We start from the raw sequence: 20,323 nt of genomic DNA, 5'->3' as shown, positions 1-20,323 counted from the left end.
TCTCAGGCCGGCTACCCGTCGTCGCCTTGGTAGGCCATCACCCCACCAACAAGCTGATAGGCCGCGGGCTCATCCTGCACCGCCGGAGCTTTCCATCACCAGACCATGCGGCCGGTGATCATATCCGGTATTAGACCCCGTTTCCAGGGCTTGTCCCAGAGTGCAGGGCAGATTGCCCACGTGTTACTCACCCGTTCGCCACTAATCCACCACCGAAGCGGCTTCATCGTTCGACTTGCATGTGTTAAGCACGCCGCCAGCGTTCGTCCTGAGCCAGGATCAAACTCTCCGTGAATGCTTCCATCCACAGGAAGAGCGGAACCAGAGGAGGAATAATCCCCCGGTTCACAGCGTCCTCGCTGTTGTGTATTTCAAAGGAACCTCAACCCACCGAAAACTCGGCAGGTCGGGGTATCAACATATCTGGCGTTGACTTTTGGCACGCTGTTGAGTTCTCAAGGAACGGACGCTTCCTTCGAAACCAATCGGTTCTGACGATGCAGTACCGGTTTCTCCGGACGTTTGCCCTTTCGGTGTCTCCAACCTTACCAGAATCTTGATCCTGCTCGTTTCCGAGCCGATTTCGGATTCCTGGCATCGGGATGGTTCCGGGCCGTAGTGCGCCCGGTTTCCCGTTGCGGTGGAGATGTAAACGTACTGGAGCGGGGCGCCTGGAAGCAAATCGAGGCGCCCCGCCCTCCCGTGGGCCTGTGCTGCGGCCCGACGGGGCGTCAGACCTCGACGACGACCGGCAGGATCATCGGACGCCGGCGGTAGGTGTCCGAGACCCACTTGCCGACGGTGCGCCGCACCAGCTGCTGGAGCTGATGGGTCTCCGCCACGCCGTCCTGGGCGGACTTGGCGAGCGCCTCGTCGAGCTTCGGGATGACCGCGGCGAAGTCGGCGTCGTCGATACCGGAGCCGCGGGATTGCAGATGGGGTCCGCCCACGATCTTGCCGGTGGTGCTGTCGACGACGACAAAGATCGAGACGATGCCCTCGTCACCGAGGATGCGCCGGTCCTTGAGGGAGGACTCGGTGACGTCGCCGACGGTGAGGCCGTCGACATAGACGTAGCCGGCCTGCACCTTGCCGCTGATCTTCGCCTTGCCGTCGAGCAGATCGACCACGACGCCGTCCTCGGCGATCACGATGCGGTCGTGGGGCACACCGGTCGCCGCACCCAGCTCCGCGTTGGCACGCAGATGCCGCCACTCGCCGTGCACGGGCATGAGGTTCTTCGGCTGGCAGATGTTGTAGAAGTACAGCAGCTCGCCCGCGGAGGCGTGTCCGGAGACATGCACCTTCGCATTGCCCTTGTGGACGACGTTGGCGCCCCAGCGGGTCAGCCCGTTGATCACTCGGTAGACGGCGTTCTCGTTCCCCGGAATGAGGGACGAGGCCAGGATGACCGTGTCTCCCTGGACGATGCGGATCTGGTGGTCGCGGTTGGCCATCCGGGACAGGGCCGCCATCGGCTCGCCCTGGGATCCGGTGCAGACCAGCACCACCTCGTCGTCCGGCAGGTCGTCGAGGGTCTTGACGTCGACGACGAGACCGGCGGGAACCCGCAGATAGCCCAGGTCCCGGGCGATGCCCATGTTGCGGACCATGGAGCGGCCCACGAAGGCGACCCGGCGGCCGTGCTCGTGCGCGGCGTCCAGGATCTGCTGGATGCGGTGGACGTGGCTGGCGAAGCTGGCCACGATGATCCGCTTCTGGGCGCTGGAGAAGACCTGGCGCAGCACCGAGGAGATGTCGCGCTCCGGCGGCACGAAGCCGGGGACCTCGGCGTTGGTCGAGTCGCTCAGCAGCAGGTCGATGCCCTCTTCACCGAGACGGGCGAAGGCCCGCAGGTCGGTGAGGCGCCCGTCCATCGGCAGCTGGTCCATCTTGAAGTCGCCCGTGTGGACGACCATGCCCGCAGGGGTGCGGATCGCGACGGCCAGCGCGTCGGGGATGGAGTGGTTCACCGGGAGGAACTCGCAGTCGAAGGGGCCGACGCGCTCGCTGTGCCCCTCCTCGACCTCGAGGGTGTAGGGGCGGATCCGGTGCTCCTGGAGCTTGGCCTCGATCAGGGCGAGGGTCAGCTTGGAGCCGATCAGCGGGATGTCCGCCTTCTCCCGCAGGAGGTAGGGGACGCCACCGATGTGGTCCTCGTGGCCGTGGGTGAGGACGATGCCGTCGATGTCGTCGAGCCGGTCCCGCAGGGAGGTGAAATCCGGGAGGATCAGGTCGATGCCCGGCTGCTCCTCCTCCGGGAAGAGGACGCCGCAGTCGACGATCAGGAGCCTGCCGCCGTACTCGAAGACGGTCATGTTGCGGCCGATCTCACCGAGCCCACCCAATGGGGTGACGCGCAGGCCCCCCTTGGGGAGCTTCGGCGGCGGGCCCAGCTCAGGGTGCGGATGACTCAAAAGACTCTCCTTACCACGCGCGCCACGCACCCGCCTGGGTACGTGGCGCGCGATATTCATGATGCGCACGCAGCGGCGCGTGTCGTTCGCGCGTGTCGTGCTTGTTCGGTGAGGCTGCGGCACAGTCCGTCGTGCACGACAGCCGGTGTCCGGCGGTATGCAGTTGTTGAAGTCTGAGATCTACAGATGTACCCCGCCGTGGGCGAGATCGTGCTTGAGCTGCTCCAGCTCCTCCGGGGACAGCTCGACCAGCGGAAGGCGCAGCGGTCCGGCCGGGAGGCCCAGCCGGTCGAGCGCGGCCTTGGTCGTGATCACACCCTGGGTGCGGAACATGCCGGTGAAGACGGGGAGCAGCTTCTGGTGGATCTCGGTGGCCTTGGCGACGTCACCGCTGAGGTGTGCCTCCAGCAGGGCGCGCAGCTCCGGCGTGACGACGTGGCCGACCACGGAGACGAACCCGACGGCGCCCACCGACAGCAGCGGCAGGTTGAGCATGTCGTCCCCGCTGTACCAGGCCAGCCCACTGGTGGCGACGGCCCAGCTCGCGCGGCCGAGGTCACCCTTGGCGTCCTTGTTGGCCACGATGCGGGGGTGCTCGGCGAGCCGGACGATGGTCTCGGTGTTGATCGGCACACCGCTTCGGCCCGGGATGTCGTAGAGCATCACCGGGAGGTCCGTGGCGTCGGCGATCGCCGTGAAGTGCTGGTAGAGACCCTCCTGCGGGGGCTTGCTGTAGTAGGGCGTCACGGCCAGGAGGCCGTGTGCACCTGCCTTCTCGGCAGCGCGGGCCAGCTCGAGGCTGTGCGCCGTGTTGTTGGTGCCGGCTCCGGCGACCACGTGTGCACGCTCTCCCACGGCCTCCACGACCGCCTGGACGAGCTGGGTTTTCTCCGCATCGGTGGTGGTCGGGGACTCTCCGGTGGTGCCGTTCACGACGAGGCCGTCGTTGCCGGCGTCCACCAGGTGGGCGGCGAGCCGCTGCGCGCCGTCGAGGTCGAGCGCGCCGTCCGCGGTGAACGGCGTGACCATCGCGGTCAGGACCCGCCCGAAGGGCGTCTGCGGTGTGGAGGTCGGAGCCATAGGGTCCACGCTACTCGCAGCGCACCCCGCGATGCTCCCTCGGGGCCGTCGATGCGGCGGCGGTGCGCCGGGGAAACGGTGGGGTTCCGGCGCGGGGAGTGTGCGAAGAGGGCCCCGGCACTGCCTGCTCGGGGGTTCAGGCAGTGCCGGGGCCGCACAATCACCCTAGATGAACTTCTTCAAACGTCGCAATACGGACACCTCCCGGACCCCGCCGACCGGCGGTAGGCGGCTCGGGACGAGGCGGCCGGAAGACCCCGAGCGGGCGTGGACGGCGTCAGGGTGCGACTCGGCCGTTGGCGTTGAAGGAGGCGTGCGTCAGCGGCATCAGCTTGGCCCACTGCTGCTCCATCAGCTCGCCCACCATCTCGATCTCGCGCTGCGGGAAGCTGGGCACCTTGGCCTGCTCGTGCTGGGTGCGCAGACCGAGGAAGTGCATCAGCGACCGGGCGTTGCAGGTGGCGTACATCGACGAGTAGAGACCCACCGGCAGCACCGCGCGGGCGACCTCGCGGGCGACACCGGCCGCCAGCATCTCCTCGTAGGTCTCATACGCCTTCCGGTAGACGTCCGCCATGGAACGGCTCGTGAGCTCGTGCTGCTCCTCGGTCCCGGGGACGAACTCGTACTTCCCCGGACGGCCCTGCTGGACGAGCTTGCGGTCGGCGTCGGGGACGTAGAAGACCGGCTGAAGCCGGCGGTAGCGGCCGGATTCCTCGTTGTAGGACCAGCCGACGCGGTGCCGGTGGAACTCCCGGAAGACGAAGAGGGGGGCGCTGATGAAGAACGTCAGGGAGTTGTGCTCGAAAGGACTTCCGTGGCGGTCCCGCATCAGGAAGTTGATCAGCCCCTTGGAGCGCTCCGGGTCCTTGTTCAGCTCGTCCAGGGACAGCTCGCCCGCGGTGGAGACCCGGGCCGCCCAGAGCACATCGGTGTCGGACGCGCTGTGCTTCACCAGCTCGACCGTCATGTCGCTGCGGAAACTGGGGGCGGGCGGGGCGGGGGTTTCGGTCACCGGCTGGTCCTTCCACGTACGTATGCCAGAGCGGGGCCAGCCTAAGGGGAGGGTCCGACAGTCGGGCCATGGCGGATCCGGTAGTCCGTTTTGACTGCTATTAGCAGGACAAACGGCTCTCATGTCGAAGAAACGCGACCCCGGTGACATACCTCGCCGTGCCTGTTGATATTTTTCACATGCGTCCGGCGACGACGGGCACTTCCGAGCCCGCCCGGGCGTTGTCCTCGTAACCGACCAGAACGATCACGCAGGAGCACACCGTCATGTCCCGCCGCGGAGAGTCCGTCCCGTTCGCCTTCATAGCCGAGGCAGACCGGTTCCGCAGCAATGTCACTCCCCCGCCCGCAGCACGGCGCAGCTTCCGGGAGGTAGCCGGCAGCGCCCTGGTGGGGCTGACCGTCGTCGCCGGGCTCGTGGGCTCGGTCCTCCTCGGCCTTCCGGCCCTCAGTGAGGACCAGAGTCCCTCGAACAAGCCTCCGGCTGCGGCCGAGGGCCGCTGACCGCGGTGCGGTCACCTTCGGGAACGCCACCCGGGGGTGACCGCACCGACCAGGTCTCGCTAATGTCACCGCTCATACCGCTGCGGCGAGCAGCCGCTGGACAAGACCCTGTCGTGAGCGAGCGAGGACTGTGCCGTGCCCCTGCCCTTTGTGACAGCCGACCGCGAGGATCACGTACTCGCGGCCCAGTCGGTGACCCTCGCCGAGGCCGACCGCGATCTGTGGCGGCGTCCCTACCGCCCCGGCCCCTGCCGGGTCGGCGGCGGCGCACTGCTGCTGCTGCTCGCCTCCTACGTGCTGTTCTCCGCCCTGATCATCTCGCTGGCCGAGGGGCTGCTGCCCAGCGGCGCGATATGCGCGGGCTGCGGTCTGCTGCTGATCGTCCTCGCCGTGCGGCTGCTGCGCGCGGGCGTGTGGGTGAGCTCCCACGGGCTGCGCCATGTCGGACTGCTGCGGACCACCACGCTGCGCTGGTCGGAGGCGGGCAGGCTGCGCACGGTGCAGCGCCCCGTGCGGTGGCTGGGGATGCCGCGCACGGTGCAGGGCGAGGCCCTGGTGCTGGCCCGCACCCCCTCCTCCCGGTCCGCGGACTCGGCGCAGGCCGACAGGACGCTGCTCACCAGCCGCAACGCCGACTTCGTCACCCGGCCACGTGCCTTCGAGCGGGCCGCCGACGTCATAGAGAGCTGGGCCGCCGAGTCCCGGTAGCGCCCGGGCGGCCCGCAGACGGAGCACCCGGGCGGCCCGCAGGCGGAGCCCGTCAGCCGGAGCCCGTCCTGTCCCGGGGGGCCGCCTCGTGCAGAGCGATCGCGTGCTGCATCGCCTTGCGGGCGCGGGGGGTGTCCCGGGCGTCGTGGTAGGCGACGGCGAGCCGGAACCAGGAGCGCCAGTCGTCCGGCTGCTCCTCCGTCTCGGCCCGGCGCCGGGCGAAGACCTCGTCCGCCGAGGCGCGGTCGATGCGCCCCGAGGGTGTGCGCGCGAGTTCGTCGACCGGGAGTCCGCCCTCGGCCTCCAGCAGCCGCGCCAGCCGTCCGGCACGCCGCGCGAACCGGGTGGTGTGCCACAGGAACCACCCGCCGATGAAGGGCAGCACCAGGACGGCGCCGCCGAAGGCGACGGTGACGACCGTGCCCTGCTGGATCAGCAGCACACCCCGGCTGCCGACCAGGACGAAGTAGACGACCAGGACGGCGGCCAGGAGGAAGTAAGTGATCTTCGCGCGCATGCTGCTGAGCTCCGTCGTCCGGTCAGTCCAGGTCGAGGAAGTGCTCGAGCCCGAAGGTGAGCCCCGGGGAAGCGGGGACCTTGCGGACGCCCAGCAGCACGCCCGGCATGAAGGAGCTGCGGTGCAGGGAGTCGTGTCGGATGGTGAGGGTCTCGGCCTCGTCGCCGAAGAGGACCTCCTGGTGCGCGACCAGACCCCGCAGCCGCACCGCGTGCACGGGCACACCGTCCACGTCGGCGCCGCGTGCTCCCTCCAGTGCGGTGGTGGTGGCGTCGGGCTGCGCGGGAAGCCCGGCGGCGCCGCGGGCCTCGGCGACGAGCTGGGCGGTGCGCACGGCGGTGCCGCTGGGGGCGTCGGCCTTGCCGGGATGGTGCAGCTCGACGACCTCGACGGACTCGAAGAAACGGGCCGCCTGCTGCGCGAAGCGCATCGTCAGCACGGCCCCGATACCGAAGTTCGGGGCGATGAGCACGCCGGTGCCCGGGGCGGCGGCGAGCTGGGTGCGTACGCTCGCCAACCGGTCGTCCGTCCAGCCGGTGGTGCCGACGACGGCGTGGATGCCGTGGGCAAGGCAGAACTCCAGGTTGCCCATGACGGCGTCCGGACGGGTGAGGTCGACTGCGACCTCGGCGCCCGCGTCGGTCAGCGTCCGGAGCGGATCGCCGCTGCCCAGAGCCGCGACCAGCTCCATGTCCTCGGCTCCCTCGACGGCCCGTACGGCCTCGGAGCCCATCCGGCCCTTGGCGCCGAGGACAGCGACCCGCAGCTTGCTCATTGTGCTGGTTCCTTACGTGTGAATGGGACGGTGGGACGGCCTGACCGGCCTCAGGCCACGGCGGACCGGCTCAGGCCACGGCCTCGTGCAGATGCGCTGCCTGGCGGTCGGTGAGCCGCCCGATGGCGGACACCGAGGGGCGGCGGTCCAGAACCTCGCGGGCGACCGCGCGGATGTCGTCGGGAGTGACTGCGGTGATCTTGGCGAGCATCGCGTCGGTGGACATCTGCTCCCCCCAGCACAACTCGCTCTTGCCGGCCCGGTGCATCAGTGCCCCGGTGTCCTCCAGCCCGAGCACCGTGGAGCCGGCGAGCTGCCCGACGGCGCGCCGCACCTCGTCGTCGTCCAGTCCGTGCCGGGCGACGTTCTCCAGCTCCTCGCGGCAGATCTTGAGCACGTCGGGCACCTGGCTGGGACGGCAGCCCACGTAGACCCCGAAGAGGCCGCAGTCGGCGTATCCGGAGGTGTAGGCGTAGGTGCTGTAGGCCAGGCCCCGGCGCTCGCGGATCTCCTGGAAGAGGCGGGAGCTCATACCGCCGCCGAGCGCCGTGCTGAGCACGGCGAGCGGCCAGCGGCGCTCGTCGTGCCGGGAGACTCCGGGCATCCCCAGGACCAGGTGCGCCTGCTCGGTCGGCCGGTCCAGGAAGTCGACCCGGCCGCCGGCGCGCAGGGTGCGGGTGCCCGAGCGGGGTGCGACCGGCTCGGCGTCCTCGGTGCGCCGCAGCGCGCCGGCCCGGTCGAAGGCGTCCCGCACCCGGTTGACGACCTCGGTGTGCGAGAGGTTTCCGGCGGCGGCGACCACCAGCCGGGTGGGGTCGTAGTGCTTCTTGTAGAAGCGGGCCACCTGGTCCCTGGTGAGCGCGTTGACGGTGTCCACGGTGCCCAGCACGGGACGGCCCAGCGGGGTGTCGCCGAACATGGTGTGCGCGAACAGGTCGTGGACGCAGTCACCCGCGTCGTCCTCGGTCATCGCGATCTCTTCGAGGATGACGCCGCGCTCTGCCTCGACCTCCGCCGGGTCGATGACGGAGCCGGTGAGCATGTCGGAGACGACGTCGATGGCCAGCGGCAGGTCCGCGTCCAGGACCCGTGCGTAGTAGCAGGTGAACTCCTTGGTGGTGAACGCGTTCATCTCACCGCCCACCTCGTCGACCGCCGCGGAGATCTCCAGTGCGCTGCGCCGCTCGGTGCCCTTGAAGAGCAGATGCTCCAGGTAGTGGGTGGCGCCGCTCAGCGCGGGGGTCTCGTCGCGGGAGCCGACGTGCGCCCAGATGCCGAAGGTCGCCGAGCGCACCGTCGGCAGCGTTTCGGTGATCACCCGGAGTCCGCCCGGCAGCACGCTCCTGCGGACGGTGCCCGCACCGTTCTGCCCCGGGATCAGGGTCCGGGTGCGGGTCTTGGGACGGGCGACGGCCCGCCCTGCCGAAGCGGCGGGGCGGGCCGTCGTACGGAACGTACGCGTCACTTCGCGGTCTCGTCCTCGGAGTCGGCGGAACCCTCGGACTCGCCGCCCTCCTCCTCGTCCAGGACGGGGATCAGGGACAGCTTGCCGCGCTGGTCGATCTCGGCGATCTCGACCTGGACCTTCTGGCCCACGCCGACGACGTCCTCGACGTTCTCCACCCGCTTGCCGCCGGCCAGCTTGCGGATCTGCGAGATGTGCAGCAGACCGTCCTTGCCGGGCAGCAGCGAGACGAAGGCGCCGAAGGTGGTCGTCTTGACGACGGTGCCCAGGTAGCGCTCGCCGACCTCGGGCATCGTCGGGTTGGCGATGCCGTTGATGGTCGAGCGGGCCGCCTCGGCCGCGGGACCGTCGGCGGCACCGATGTAGATGGTGCCGTCGTCCTCGATGGTGATGTCGGCGCCGGTGTCCTCCTGGATCTGGTTGATCATCTTGCCCTTCGGGCCGATGACCTCACCGATCTTGTCCACCGGGATCTTCACGGTGATGATCCGCGGCGCGTTCGGGGACATCTCGTCCGGAACGTCGATCGCCTCGGTCATCACGTCGAGGATGTGCATCCGCGCGTCGCGGGCCTGCTTGAGCGCCGCGGCCAGCACGGACGCCGGGATGCCGTCCAGCTTGGTGTCGAGCTGGAGGGCGGTCACGAACTGCTTGGTGCCGGCGACCTTGAAGTCCATGTCACCGAAGGCGTCCTCGGCGCCGAGGATGTCGGTGAGGGTGACGTAGTGCGTCTCCCCCTCGACGTCCTGGGAGATCAGGCCCATGGCGATGCCGGCGACCGGGGCCTTGAGCGGCACACCGGCGTTCAGCAGCGACATCGTGGAGGCGCAGACCGAGCCCATGGACGTCGAGCCGTTGGAGCCCAGCGCCTCGGAGACCTGCCGGATCGCGTACGGGAACTCCTCGCGGGTCGGCAGCACCGGCATCAGCGCACGCTCGGCGAGCGCGCCGTGACCGATCTCGCGGCGCTTGGGGGAGCCGACGCGGCCCGTCTCACCCGTGGAGTAGGGCGGGAAGTTGTAGTTGTGCATGTAGCGCTTGCGGGTCACCGGCGAGAGGGTGTCCAGCTGCTGCTCCATACGGAGCATGTTGAGCGTGGTGACGCCCAGGATCTGCGTCTCGCCGCGCTCGAAGAGCGCCGAGCCGTGCACCCGCGGGATGGCCTCGACCTCGGCGGCCAGCGTACGGATGTCCGTGACGCCGCGGCCGTCGATGCGCTTCTTCTCCTTGATGACGCGCTCGCGCACCAGGGTCTTGGTCAGCGACCGGTAGGCCGCGGAGATCTCCTTCTCGCGCCCCTCGAACTGCGGGAGCAGCTTCTCGGCGGCCAGCGCCTTGACGCGGTCCAGCTCGCTCTCGCGCTCCTGCTTGCCCGCGATGGTCAGCGCCTGGGCGAGCTCGTCGCGGACGGCCGTGGTGAGGGCCTCCAGGACGTCGTCCTGGTGGTCCAGGAAGATCGGGAACTCGCCGGTGGGCTTGGCGGCCTTCGCGGCGAGGTCGGCCTGCGCCTTGCACAGCACCTTGATGAACGGCTTCGCGGCCTCCAGACCGGCGGCCACGACCTCCTCGGTCGGCGCCTCGGCGCCACCCTTGACCAGCTCGATGGTCTTCTCGGTGGCCTCGGCCTCGACCATCATCACGGCCACGTCGCCGTCGGGCAGCACCCGGCCCGCGACGACCATGTCGAAGACCGCGTCCTCCAGCTCGGAGTGGGTCGGGAAGGCGACCCACTGGCCGTTGATCAGGGCGACACGGGTGCCGCCGATCGGGCCGGAGAAGGGGAGCCCCGCGAGCTGCGTGGAGCAGGAGGCGGCGTTGATGGCGACCACGTCGTAGAGGTGCTCGGGGTTGAGCGCCATGATCGTCTCGACGATCTGGATCTCGTTGCGCAGGCCCTTCTTGAACGAGGGGCGCAGCGGGCGGTCGATCAGCCGGCAGGTGAGGATCGCGTCCTCGGACGGGCGGCCCTCACGTCGGAAGAAGGAGCCGGGGATCTTGCCGGCCGAGTACATCCGCTCCTCGACGTCGACCGTCAGAGGGAAGAAGTCGAGCTGGTCCTTGGGCTGCTTCGAGGCGGTGGTCGCCGACAGCACCATGGTGTCGTCGTCCAGGTAGGCCACGGCCGAACCGGCGGCCTGCTTGGCCAGCCGCCCGGTCTCGAAACGGATCGTGCGGGTGCCGAAGGAGCCGTTGTCGATGACGGCCTCGGCGTAGTGGGTCTCGTTCTCCACCAGGAATATCTCCTCGTCTGCGTCCACCGCTCGTCCGCGGCGGACTGTGTACTCAGGAGCGCTCCCGGTGCGGGCCGGTCTTCGATCGAAGCTCCCGGCGGTTCCGCGGGTTCGCCGCGGGTCCCGGGGGCCACTACCGAGGACCGGCGTCTCGGGTGCGCTCCTGGTCCATACTGTCAGTGATGTCTGTCCGGCTTCGTCTCGCGTGGACAAGACTACAAAGCTTCCACGCTCCGCGAGAGGCCGTCGTACTGCGATACGGCGAGCTGCCGTACTGCGATACGGCGAAGGGAGCGGCCCCCGGGTCCGGGAACCGCTCCCTTCGTCATGTGCTAGCGGGCGCCCGCCGCGCCGCGGCGGATGCCGAGGCGCTCGACCAGCGCGCGGAAGCGCTGGATGTCCTTCTTGGCCAGGTACTGCAGCAGGCGGCGACGCTGGCCGACCAGCAGCAGCAGACCACGGCGCGAGTGGTGGTCGTGCTTGTGGGTCTTCAGGTGCTCGGTCAGGTCGCTGATGCGACGGGAGAGCAGCGCCACCTGGACCTCGGGGGAGCCGGTGTCACCCTCCTTGGTGGCGAACTCGGAGATGATCTGCTTCTTCGTCGCGGCGTCGAGAGACGACACTCGTACTCCTCAGGGATTCCAGCCGCCGAGCGCCCCTGGTCTGCTTCACAGGGGAGACTTCGATACTCGGGAGGCCGGTACAGGGTACCAGTGGCTAGCTGGTGAGACTGCGGGCCGCCGAGTAGACCTGCATCACGGCCAGGCACAGCGGAATCAGGGTGAGCAGGACGAACGTCTCCAGGATCTCCACGAACCGGCCCCAGAACGGTGTCACACCCTTGCGGGGGACGGCCAGGCCGACGGCGACGGCCAGCACGGCCGCCATGGCGAGCGCGGCGCTCAGCCACACGGTGCGCAGTGCGTCGCCCTCGGCGGGGAAGTCTGCCGCCAGCCCCGCGCCGAGCAGCAGCAGCGCCCCCAGGCCCGCCACCAGCGCGCTGCTGACCTGGGAGGTGTAGCGGAAGAGGCGGGCCCGCAGCAGCATCGCCAGCCCCGTGGCGAGGGCGAGGAGCTGCCCCCAGCCCGAGGCGGAGAAGCTGAGCACGGCAGTGGAGACGACGACCACGGCGGCGCAGCCGCCGACCAGGCCGACCAGCAGCTCGTGGCCGCGCCGCGCCTGTGCCGCGATCCGCTCGCCGTCGATCGGGCCCTGGGTCTCGGGGGCCGCGTCCGGGTCGGCGTCGTAGTCGCTCATCCGGGTGCGGGTGGCCTCGAAGCCGATGGGCAGCCGGGCGAAACGGGTCGAGAGGCTCGGCAGGAAGGCGAGGACGCCGACGGCGACGGGCGCGCAGACGGCGGCCGTCTCCGTCGGGGGCAGATCGGCGACGATCGCGATGAAGGTGATCAGGGTGCCGAGGGTCGCGGTGAACGCGGCGGCGACGAACGGGCCGTCCCCGTCGGGGGTGAGCGCGATCAGCAGGGTGGCGGCCAGCAGGACGCTCACACAGCCGAGGAGGAACTGCAGCTTGCCGATACCGAGCCCGTCCTCCAGGGGCAGCAGGCCGCTGCCCGCCACCATGAGGTGCGGCATGGCCGTCAGTCCCAGGGTGATCGAGGTGGGCCGGTCCTCGTAGACGCGGGCGCGCACCGCGGACAGCGCCACCAGCAGCACCCCGGTGACGGCGGCCAGGACGCCGGCCAGCCCGTGCATGTCGTGGCCGGCCGGGTCGGAGAACCACAGCACGACCGCCGTCAGCGACAGCAGCACCCCGGCGCCGATCAGTCCGGCGGCGCGCATCATGTCGTCGCCCCACAGCCGCCGGTCGCGGGTGACGGCCGAGGCGACGGCGTCGGAGACGTCGTCGAAGACGGCGGGCGGCAGCGACTCCGCGAACGGGCGCAGGCTCAGCACCTCGCCGTCCAGAATGCGCTGGGCGGCGAACGACCGGGAGCTGTCCAGGACCGTGCCGTCGCGGCGCACCAGGTGGTAGCCGACGGGTGCGCCCTCGGTGGGACTCTGGCCGGAGAGCCGCAGGATCTCGGGGTAGAGGTCGGCGACCGGGATGTCCTCGGGCAGTGCGACGTCGATCCGGCTGTCGGGGGCGACGATGGTCACCCGGCTGAAACCGGTGTCCAGTGCCGATCCGGCCGCCCGGCCGGACGCACCGGCCGCACCTCGGGCGCCGCCGGAGCCCGGCTGCCCGCCGGATCCGGTGGCCGCGGCGGAAGCCGTCGTACTCACCTGTGTGTCCCCCTCGAAGATCCTGCTGAGCACCTGCTCGACAATGGGCTGTGCAACCGTCCGCCGGGCGTCGGCCGCACCATCCGCCGACGTGCCGTCACGGCCACCGCGGCAGCGCGCGACACCCTACCGCTCCCGGTCAACTCACTGTGCCACTAGGATCGCCAGCCGCGGAGGGGGACCGTCAGGAGCGAACGTCACCACGGGGTGCCGGCACCGCACCGCCCCTTCCGTGCCAGGGACGCAGGAAACCCAAGGAAACACAAGGGAACGCAAGGGAAATTGGTGCGCGAGTGACCCAGATCGTCGTCAAGCGACCGCCTCGGGCGTTGCCTCCCGATGTGCCCGCCGAGGAGCTGCAGCTGCAGCCGCCGCCCGAACTGCCCAAGAGCAAGCAGGAGGGCATGTGGATGCAGCTCCTGCCCATGCTCGGCATGGGCGGATCCAGCGTGTACTTCCTCATGCCCGGCATGAACTCCCACCCGATGATGAAGATCATGGGCGTCATGATGCTGTTCTCGACGCTCACCATGGTCATCGCCATGGTCGTCCGGATGCGCCGGGGCACGCAGGGCGAGATGGCGCAGTCGCGCCGCGACTACCTCAAGTACCTGGCACAGACGCGGCGTACGGTGCGCAGGACGGCGGTCAAGCAACGGGATGCCCAGTTCTATCTGCACCCCGCACCGGACCAGTTGTGGTCCCTGGTGGCCGAGGGCAGCCGGGTGTGGGAGCGGCGGCCCTCGGATCTGGACTTCGGCCAGGTCCGGATCGGCCTGGGCGTGCAGCAACTGGCCACACCGCTGGTCAGTCCGGAAACGGCACCGGTGGACGAGTTGGAGCCGTTGACGGCCGGTGCCATGCACCAGTTCATCAACACCCACGCCACCCTCGACGGACTGCCCATGGCCATCTCGCTGCGGGCCTTCTACCACATGACCGTCAGCGGCGACCCCGATGCCGTGTACGCCTCGGCCCGCGCACTGCTCTGCTCGCTGTGCGCGATGCACTCCCCCGAGGACCTGGTGGTCGCGGTCGCGTCGGGCCGCGAGTCCTACGCCGCCTGGGACTGGGCGAAGTGGCTGCCCCACGCCCAGGCCAGGGGCGAGACCGACGGCGCGGGCTCGCGGCGGCTGATCGTGGGCGACACCCTCGAACTGGAGGAACTCCTGGCCGCCCGGCTGGAGGGACGCCCCCGGTTCAACGGCGCGGCCGAACCGGCACCGGACCAGCCCCACCTCGTCGTCGTACTGGACGGCACCTCGGTACTGCCCAACTCGCTGCTGTCCGCGCCCGAGGGTCTGCAGGGCGTCACCATCGTCGAGATCGTCCCCGGCGACATCGACGTGGCCCGCGGCAGCCTGTCCGTGGTGGTCGGCCCGCGCAGCCTGCGCCTGGAGTCGGGGCACGGCCTGGTCTACGAGGGGACGCCGGACGCCCTCTCCTACCCGGCCGCCGAGGCCGTGGCCCGGCAGCTCGCCCCGCTGCGGGTGGGCTCGGGCGACGACGGGGACGAGCCCCTGCTGGCCAAGCTGGAGTTCACCGACCTGCTCAACCTGGGAGACGCCGCCTCCGTCGACGTCTCCCGCACCTGGCGGCCCCGCTCGCAGGCCGAACGGCTGCGGGTGCCCATCGGCGTGGGCGAGGACGGCCAGCCGGTGATGCTCGACCTGAAGGAAGCGGCACAGGACGGTATGGGCCCGCACGGGCTGTGCGTGGGCGCGACCGGTTCCGGCAAGTCGGAACTGCTGCGCACCCTGGTGCTCGGACTGGCTGTCACACACTCCTCCGAGACCCTCAACTTCGTCCTCGCGGACTTCAAGGGCGGCGCCACCTTCGCCGGAATGGCGCACATGCCGCACGTCGCCGCCGTGATCACCAACCTCGCCGACGACCTGACCCTCGTCGACCGGATGGGCGACTCCATCCGCGGCGAACTCAACCGGCGCCAGGAGATGCTGCGCGACGCGGGGAACTACGCGAACATCCACGACTACGAGAAGGCCCGCGCGGCCGGCGCCCCGCTCTCCCCCATCCCCTCGCTGGTGCTGGTCATCGACGAGTTCAGCGAACTGCTCACCGCGAAGCCGGACTTCATCGACATGTTCATCCAGATCGGCCGGATCGGCCGATCGCTGGGCGTGCACCTGCTGCTGGCCTCACAGCGCCTGGAGGAAGGCCGACTGCGGGGACTGGAGACCTACCTCTCCTACCGGATCGGGCTGCGGACCTTCTCCTCCGGCGAGTCCCGCGCCGCGCTCGGCGTCCCCGACGCCTACCACCTCCCCTCGGTGCCCGGCTCGGGTTATCTGAAGTTCGGCACCGACGAGATGACCCGCTTCAAGGCGGCCTACGTCTCCGGCGTCCACCGCACCGGAGGCGACGACCTTCCCGCCGGCCCGCTGGCCCCGAACCGGCGGCCCGTCCTGTTCACCGCGGCCGAGGTCGCCGTGCAGCGCCCCGATCCGGACACCGTGCCGGTACCCGCGCAGCCCGCCCCCGCCGCGGCGGACGACGACGCGCTGGCCGACACCGTGCTGGACGTGGTCGTACGGCGCCTGGAAGGCCAGGGCACCCCGGCCCACCAGGTGTGGCTGCCCCCGCTGGACAGCGCCTCGCCGCTGGACGAACTGCTGCCGCCGCTCGCCCCGGTGGAGGGGCGCGGACTGGCCGCCACCGACTATCCGCGGCAGGGCCAGCTCGTGGTACCGGTCGGCCTGGTCGACAAACCGTTCGAGCAGCGCCGCGACCCGCTGTATCTGGACTTCTCCGGAGCCGCCGGTCACATGCTGGTCGTGGGCGGCCCCCAGTCGGGCAAGTCCACCCTGATGCGGACCCTGATCTCGTCGTTCGCCCTCACCCACACCCCCGCCGAAGTGCAGTTCTACGGGCTCGACTTCGGTGGCGGCGGCATGTCGTCCGTCTCCGGCCTTCCGCACGTGGGCGGTACGGCCTCCCGCCTCGACCCCGAACGGGTACGCCGCACGGTCGCCGAGGTGTACGGCATCCTCAACCGCCGCGAGGAGTACTTCCGGGCGAACAACATCGACTCCATCTCGACCTACCGCAGGCGCCGGGCACGCGGCCAGATCACCGACCAGCCCTGGGGCGACGTCTTCCTGGTCATCGACGGCTGGGGCAACTTCCGCAACGACTACGAGGGCCTCACCGAGGTCGTCAACGACATCGCGGGCCGCGGCCTCGGCTACGGCGTCCACCTCGTCATCACCGCCTCCCGCAACATGGAGGTACGCGCAGCCCTCAAGGACCTCCTGATGAACCGGCTGGAGCTGCGGCTCGGCGACACCATGGACTCCGAGTTCAACCGCAAGGTCGCCGCCAACGTCCCGCCCGGAGTCCCGGGCCGCGGCCAGACCATGGACGCGCTGCACTTCATGGCGGGCGTCCCCCGCATGGACGGCGTCGGCTCCGACGAAGAGCTCGCCGACGCCAGCGCCGAGATGTGCACCACGGTCGCCTCCCAGTGGCCGGGCGAGCCCGCACCGCAGGTACGGCTGCTCCCCCGGGAACTGCCGGCCGCCCGGCTGCCCGGCGGCGGGGAGCACCCCGAACGCGGGGTCGCCTTCGCCATCGACGAGAACAACCTGGAACCGGTCTTCGTCGACTTCGACACCGACCCCTTCTTCCTCGTCTTCGGCGAGAGCGAGTCCGGCAAGACGGCACTGCTGCGGCTGCTCATCAAGCAGATCAGCGAGCGGTACTCCGGCGACGAGGCGAAGATCGTCGTGGGCGACTACCGGCGGGCACTGCTCGGCGCCATCCCGGACAGCCATCTGCTGGAGTATGCGCCGATGTCCAACACGATGGAGACGCACATGAACGCGCTCCGCGACCTGATGGACCGGCGCGCGCCCTCCTCGGACGTCACCCCGCAGCAGTTGCGCGACCGGAGCTGGTGGACCGGCCCGCAGATCTTCATCGTGGTCGACGACTACGAACTGGTCGCCACCTCCAGCGGCAACCCGCTGACCGTCCTCACCGAGCACCTGCCCTTCTCCCGGGACGTCGGCGTCCGGTTCATCATCGCCCGCAACGCCGCAGGTGCCTCCCGGTCGATGTTCGAGTCGTTCATGACCCGCATCAAGGAGCTGGGCGCCCAGGGCGTCCTGCTCTCCGGCGATCCGAGCGAGGGCGACCTCCTGGGCAATGTCCGCCCCCGCCCGATGCCCCCCGGCCGCGGCTTCTTCGTCTCCCGCAAGCGGGGCACACCGCTGGTGCAGCTGGGCTGGCTGCCGGACGAGACGTGAGCGTCCCCGCCTGCGAGAAGGGGCTGAGGGACTGAGGCGCTGAGGCGCTGAGGCGCTGAGGCGCTGAGGCGCTGAGGCGCTGAGGCGCTGAGGCGCTGAGGCGCTGAGGCGCTGAGGCGCTGAGGCGCTGGCGGGAAAGCGCTGTTGGCGGGCTCCGGCACACGTACGCTGGAGCCCGCACGCACGCCCCGAAGGGAGAGCCACAGGTGGGGACTCAGCAGGAGAAGGACGAGCTGTACGCGATGGACATCTCCGACGCGGTCTGGGAGAGCGCCCCGGGCAGTCCGGAGGAGGAACGCGTGGAGATCGCCCACCTGGCCGGCGGCGCCGTCGCCATGCGCAACTCGAAAGAGCCGGACGTGGTGCTGCGCTACACGGCCGCCGAGTGGGAGGCGTTCGTGCTGGGCGCGCGGGACGGGGAGTTCGATCTGGAGCCGGGTGCGCGCGAGGGCGGGGGGACGACGGGGGCTTAACGGCTAAGGCTCGCCGGACTCGCCGTCCGCGTCAGGCGACGCGTCAGAAGGCAGGCACGGCGGTCGTCTCCGGTCTCTCTCGCAGATACGAGGGAAAAGGTGACCCGCTGAAGGCGAGCACAATGTTCACCGGGTTGACATGACGATGCAGAAGGTGGGCGCCTCCCGCACGCGCCCACCTTCTGTTCGTTCGGGCCGGGATTCGCTGAGACAGTTACCCGCGGCTGTTGAACTGGTCGAACATCGCCGCTCCGCGCTTGTCACCTGCGAGGTATGTGCCGCTGGCCTGCCGGACTTCAGCAGCAATCGCCAGGAGGCGGTTCTGGATGTCGTCGGCCTTCTGGTCCCAGCCGTGCTGGGCCTGCTGGTAGGCCCGCTGTCCCTCGCCTTCCCAGATCTCGGAGACGGAGCGAACCTTCTGCTGCACCCGTTCCATGTCGGCGCGAAGCTGCTTCGCTTCCTTCATGATGGCGTCGGCGGCAGCGTCCAGACTGCTGTATGTGACCTTGAGGTGATCGCCGTTGTTGTACCCCATGTGATTCCCCTACATCTCGGCTCGCGGCTGAAAGGAGCGCGGTCGTGCTGCCGCGCTGCGCTACTTGTGTTACACGGGCTCGCTTCTGAACGGTCTGCGCGGCGTGACCGTCACATCTGGCTGAGCTTGGAGGAGTAGGCCCCGGCCAGTGAACCCTGCGTGGTGTCGGGCCCGGTCGCCGAGAAGTGCTGAGGGTTCTCACCGCTCCCGAGCTTGTTCATGCTCTGGACGATGTCGTCCTCGTTCGAGTCCTTGATGCCGAGGTTCCCGTGGATCGACCCGACGAAGCCTTCCATGATCCTGCGCTGGACCCGGAGGTCGTCGTTCATTCCCCGCTGCACCCGGTCGAAGGCTCCCTTGGCGACACCCTGCCAAGCGCCCTCGAGATTGTCGATGAGCTGGTTCAGGCGCGTGACTCGCCCGGAGATGGCCCCCATCATTTCTTCCAGCTCATTGGCCAGCGACTTGAGAGTCTTGTCATCTACATTCTGCTTGTCACCCATTGCGCCTCCCTACGGATCGTTGCGCCTTCGGCGCATCGGTTGAACGGTGATGTGGTGGTTGGTCATGGTCGGTCATCCGCGACGAGCTCGCCTGATCGCGAAAGCAGCCCCCCAGCCGATGACAAGCACCGCTGCGCCGGCCCCAACTGCCCACCAGAGCTGCGCGTTGCCACTGTCTTCGCGCTCTGAGTCTGCCACCTCGACCTTGTCGGGGGCAGCCCCTTTGTCCGAGTCTTCCTTGCCGGGGCCCTTGGCGTCCGAGTTCTGGCCGGACTCCTTCGGCTTCGTGTGCAGCGTCCGCTCCCAGGTGAGCGGGCTGATATCCGGGTCGCCGGGATCGCCTTTGCCCTCAAGGAGGTTCATGCGAGGGCGAACCTCTCCAAAGCCCAGATACTTGCTGGGCTCATCACCTTTCAGGCCAGCGGTTTTGATCATGACCCGGAGTACCTGATTCGACGTCCAGTCCGGATGATGGGACCAGATCAGGGCCGCGGAGGCCGAGACAATCGCGGTGGCAGAACTGGTGCCCCCTCCAGGGCAGTAGCTCAGCTTCTTGCCGTCACACCATTCGGGAAGACCTTCACTCGCCCCGGCTAGGATCGTGTGCCCACCATAGTTGGAATAGTCGGCAACCTTACCCGCCTTGTTGGTCGCCGCCACGGCTGCTACGTCTCGATACTCCGCAGGCCAGTTCTCCTCATTGCCTTTCTGGGCGTCATTCCCGGTACTCGCGAACAGAAGCTTACCCTTCTTAGCCGCATACTCCACCGCTTCCTGAATGGAAGGATGAGGAGCTCTCCCCCCAAGAGACATATTGATGATGCGGGCGTCGCTGTCGGCCGCCGCCCTGATGGCTTCCCCGAGGTGCTCTTTCTTTTTGTCAGCACCCTTCATGCCATTGAGGTTGGTGCGGATCGGAATGATCTTCGCGCCCGGTGCAAGCCCTTTCAGGGTTCCGCCCTTCCCGGAGCCTGCGATGAGTTCGGCCATGGTCGTACCGTGGCCCACGTCATCCCGTGTTTCGTCACCGGGAGCGCCGGAGACATCTCTGCCTGGAAGTACTCGGCCTTGGAGGGACTCAGTGGTCGGATCGACGCCGGTGTCGATGACGGCCACCTTGATCCCTTCACCGGTACTGACCTTCCATATCTTCTCGGCCTGCATCGCCTTGAGATGCCACTCCTGGGCCTGGACGTCCTCCGCGCCCGCATTCGTGGCGAGTCCGACGAAACAGGCCGTCCACGCCCCGACTGCGGCGACTCCGGCAAGGATGCGGCGCCTTTTTCGATGCTCTCGTGTTCCTGCTGCCATGAACGCTCTCACCGGGTCACTCGATTACCGGCGGCACGCTGCCACGCCGCTCGGTCGGCCTCTGCGGTTCCTCTCCCGTAGACGTGTCCGAGCGCCCTTTTTCCCGACGCCGTTCCTTCTCCGACGACGGCCGCCCGGCCCCCATCACCAGACCAGCGCCTCCGGGCATGGCAACCCGCGCGTCCAGCGGCTGTCCGGACTCGTCGCCGCGAGGTTCCCCCACGACGCCCTCACGACCGGTCGCCTTCTTCTTGCCGGACCCACTCCGCCCACCGCTC

Annotated in this window: 16 protein-coding genes and 1 rRNA gene; 4 read left to right on the top strand and 13 right to left on the bottom strand. The window is 69.2% G+C overall.

Features of this window, described 5'->3' with window-relative positions:
* From ACFYNS_RS19610 to thyX, 4 genes are all read right to left on the bottom strand, one after another.
* Positions 1-295 (bottom strand): 16S ribosomal RNA (locus ACFYNS_RS19610); the annotation flags it as partial.
* Positions 296-731: 436 nt separating this feature from the next.
* Entirely contained in the window at positions 732-2,417 is a 1,686-nt protein-coding gene (locus tag ACFYNS_RS19605) for a ribonuclease J (RefSeq protein ID WP_360303063.1), read from the bottom strand.
* Positions 2,418-2,597: 180 nt separating this feature from the next.
* Positions 2,598-3,497 carry a 4-hydroxy-tetrahydrodipicolinate synthase gene (gene dapA / locus ACFYNS_RS19600; RefSeq protein ID WP_388604101.1) on the bottom strand — a complete coding sequence of 300 codons (900 nt, stop codon included), beginning with the start codon at positions 3,495-3,497 and terminating at the stop codon, positions 2,598-2,600.
* A gap of 277 nt (positions 3,498-3,774) precedes the next feature.
* Positions 3,775-4,512 carry an FAD-dependent thymidylate synthase gene (gene thyX / locus ACFYNS_RS19595; RefSeq protein ID WP_360303067.1) on the bottom strand — a complete coding sequence of 246 codons (738 nt, stop codon included), beginning with the start codon at positions 4,510-4,512 and terminating at the stop codon, positions 3,775-3,777.
* Positions 4,513-4,778: 266 nt separating this feature from the next.
* On the opposite strand from thyX, the gene ACFYNS_RS19590 reads away from it, so the two are divergent.
* Positions 4,779-5,015 carry a hypothetical protein gene (locus ACFYNS_RS19590; protein ID WP_360303069.1) on the top strand — a complete coding sequence of 79 codons (237 nt, stop codon included), beginning with the start codon at positions 4,779-4,781 and terminating at the stop codon, positions 5,013-5,015.
* A gap of 135 nt (positions 5,016-5,150) precedes the next feature.
* Positions 5,151-5,723 carry a hypothetical protein gene (locus ACFYNS_RS19585; protein ID WP_360303071.1) on the top strand — a complete coding sequence of 191 codons (573 nt, stop codon included), beginning with the start codon at positions 5,151-5,153 and terminating at the stop codon, positions 5,721-5,723.
* Positions 5,724-5,775: 52 nt separating this feature from the next.
* Here ACFYNS_RS19585 and ACFYNS_RS19580 read toward each other — a convergent pair whose 3' ends face one another.
* The 6 genes from ACFYNS_RS19580 to eccD all read right to left on the bottom strand — a co-directional run bounded on the left by ACFYNS_RS19580 (position 5,776) and on the right by eccD (position 12,955).
* Positions 5,776-6,240, bottom strand: a complete 465-nt coding sequence (locus ACFYNS_RS19580) for a hypothetical protein (RefSeq protein WP_360303073.1) — start codon at positions 6,238-6,240, stop codon at positions 5,776-5,778.
* 22 nt (positions 6,241-6,262) lie between these two features.
* Positions 6,263-7,015, bottom strand: coding sequence for a 4-hydroxy-tetrahydrodipicolinate reductase (gene dapB, locus ACFYNS_RS19575; protein WP_388604098.1), 753 nt, complete (start codon positions 7,013-7,015; stop codon positions 6,263-6,265).
* A 70-nt stretch (positions 7,016-7,085) separates the two neighbouring features.
* Positions 7,086-8,480: a pitrilysin family protein gene (locus tag ACFYNS_RS19570; protein WP_360296233.1), complete on the bottom strand. Its 1,395-nt coding sequence runs from the start codon at positions 8,478-8,480 to the stop codon at positions 7,086-7,088.
* Positions 8,477-10,711 (bottom strand): polyribonucleotide nucleotidyltransferase, encoded by a 2,235-nt coding sequence (locus ACFYNS_RS19565; protein WP_360296267.1) that lies wholly within the window; start codon positions 10,709-10,711, stop codon positions 8,477-8,479. Before ACFYNS_RS19565 ends, ACFYNS_RS19570 begins: the two co-directional genes overlap by 4 nt.
* 332 nt (positions 10,712-11,043) lie before the next feature.
* On the bottom strand, positions 11,044-11,334 hold the full coding sequence (gene rpsO / locus ACFYNS_RS19560) for a 30S ribosomal protein S15 (protein ID WP_016470189.1): 291 nt from the start codon (positions 11,332-11,334) through the stop codon (positions 11,044-11,046).
* Positions 11,335-11,428: 94 nt separating this feature from the next.
* Positions 11,429-12,955, bottom strand: coding sequence for a type VII secretion integral membrane protein EccD (gene eccD, locus ACFYNS_RS19555; protein ID WP_388604126.1), 1,527 nt, complete (start codon positions 12,953-12,955; stop codon positions 11,429-11,431).
* Positions 12,956-13,248: 293 nt separating this feature from the next.
* Between eccD and eccCa the strand changes: the two genes are divergently transcribed.
* Together eccCa and ACFYNS_RS19545 are read left to right on the top strand one after the other, a co-directional pair.
* Positions 13,249-17,223 (top strand): type VII secretion protein EccCa, encoded by a 3,975-nt coding sequence (gene eccCa, locus ACFYNS_RS19550; protein WP_388604096.1) that lies wholly within the window; start codon positions 13,249-13,251, stop codon positions 17,221-17,223.
* Between the two features lie 206 nt (positions 17,224-17,429).
* Positions 17,430-17,696 (top strand): DUF397 domain-containing protein, encoded by a 267-nt coding sequence (locus ACFYNS_RS19545; RefSeq protein ID WP_360296239.1) that lies wholly within the window; start codon positions 17,430-17,432, stop codon positions 17,694-17,696.
* 214 nt (positions 17,697-17,910) lie between these two features.
* Here ACFYNS_RS19545 and ACFYNS_RS19540 read toward each other — a convergent pair whose 3' ends face one another.
* The 3 genes from ACFYNS_RS19540 to ACFYNS_RS19530 form a co-directional block, all read right to left on the bottom strand.
* Complete coding sequence (locus ACFYNS_RS19540; RefSeq protein WP_388604094.1) at positions 17,911-18,231, bottom strand: WXG100 family type VII secretion target; 321 nt, start codon at positions 18,229-18,231, stop codon at positions 17,911-17,913.
* A gap of 110 nt (positions 18,232-18,341) precedes the next feature.
* Positions 18,342-18,734, bottom strand: a complete 393-nt coding sequence (locus ACFYNS_RS19535) for a WXG100 family type VII secretion target (RefSeq protein ID WP_019355908.1) — start codon at positions 18,732-18,734, stop codon at positions 18,342-18,344.
* A 72-nt stretch (positions 18,735-18,806) separates the two neighbouring features.
* Positions 18,807-20,045: a S8 family serine peptidase gene (locus ACFYNS_RS19530; protein WP_388604092.1), complete on the bottom strand. Its 1,239-nt coding sequence runs from the start codon at positions 20,043-20,045 to the stop codon at positions 18,807-18,809.
* Positions 20,046-20,323 lie beyond the last annotated feature (278 nt).

Source organism: Streptomyces sp. NPDC006925, from assembly GCF_042869575.1.
Lineage (GTDB): Bacteria > Actinomycetota > Actinomycetes > Streptomycetales > Streptomycetaceae > Streptomyces.
Note: the sequence above shows the minus strand (reverse complement) of the source record. Positions and strands in the feature narration are given on the sequence as shown.

Coding starts and splice junctions, on each gene's coding strand:
- dapA (WP_388604101.1), bottom strand. CDS start 3,497: ATGGCTCCGACCTCCACACCGCAGACGCCCTTCGGGCGGGTCCTGACC.
- ACFYNS_RS19590 (WP_360303069.1), top strand. CDS start 4,779: ATGTCCCGCCGCGGAGAGTCCGTCCCGTTCGCCTTCATAGCCGAGGCA.
- ACFYNS_RS19580 (WP_360303073.1), bottom strand. CDS start 6,240: ATGCGCGCGAAGATCACTTACTTCCTCCTGGCCGCCGTCCTGGTCGTC.
- dapB (WP_388604098.1), bottom strand. CDS start 7,015: ATGAGCAAGCTGCGGGTCGCTGTCCTCGGCGCCAAGGGCCGGATGGGC.
- ACFYNS_RS19540 (WP_388604094.1), bottom strand. CDS start 18,231: ATGGGGTACAACAACGGCGATCACCTCAAGGTCACATACAGCAGTCTG.
- ACFYNS_RS19535 (WP_019355908.1), bottom strand. CDS start 18,734: ATGGGTGACAAGCAGAATGTAGATGACAAGACTCTCAAGTCGCTGGCC.
- ACFYNS_RS19530 (WP_388604092.1), bottom strand. CDS start 20,045: ATGGCAGCAGGAACACGAGAGCATCGAAAAAGGCGCCGCATCCTTGCC.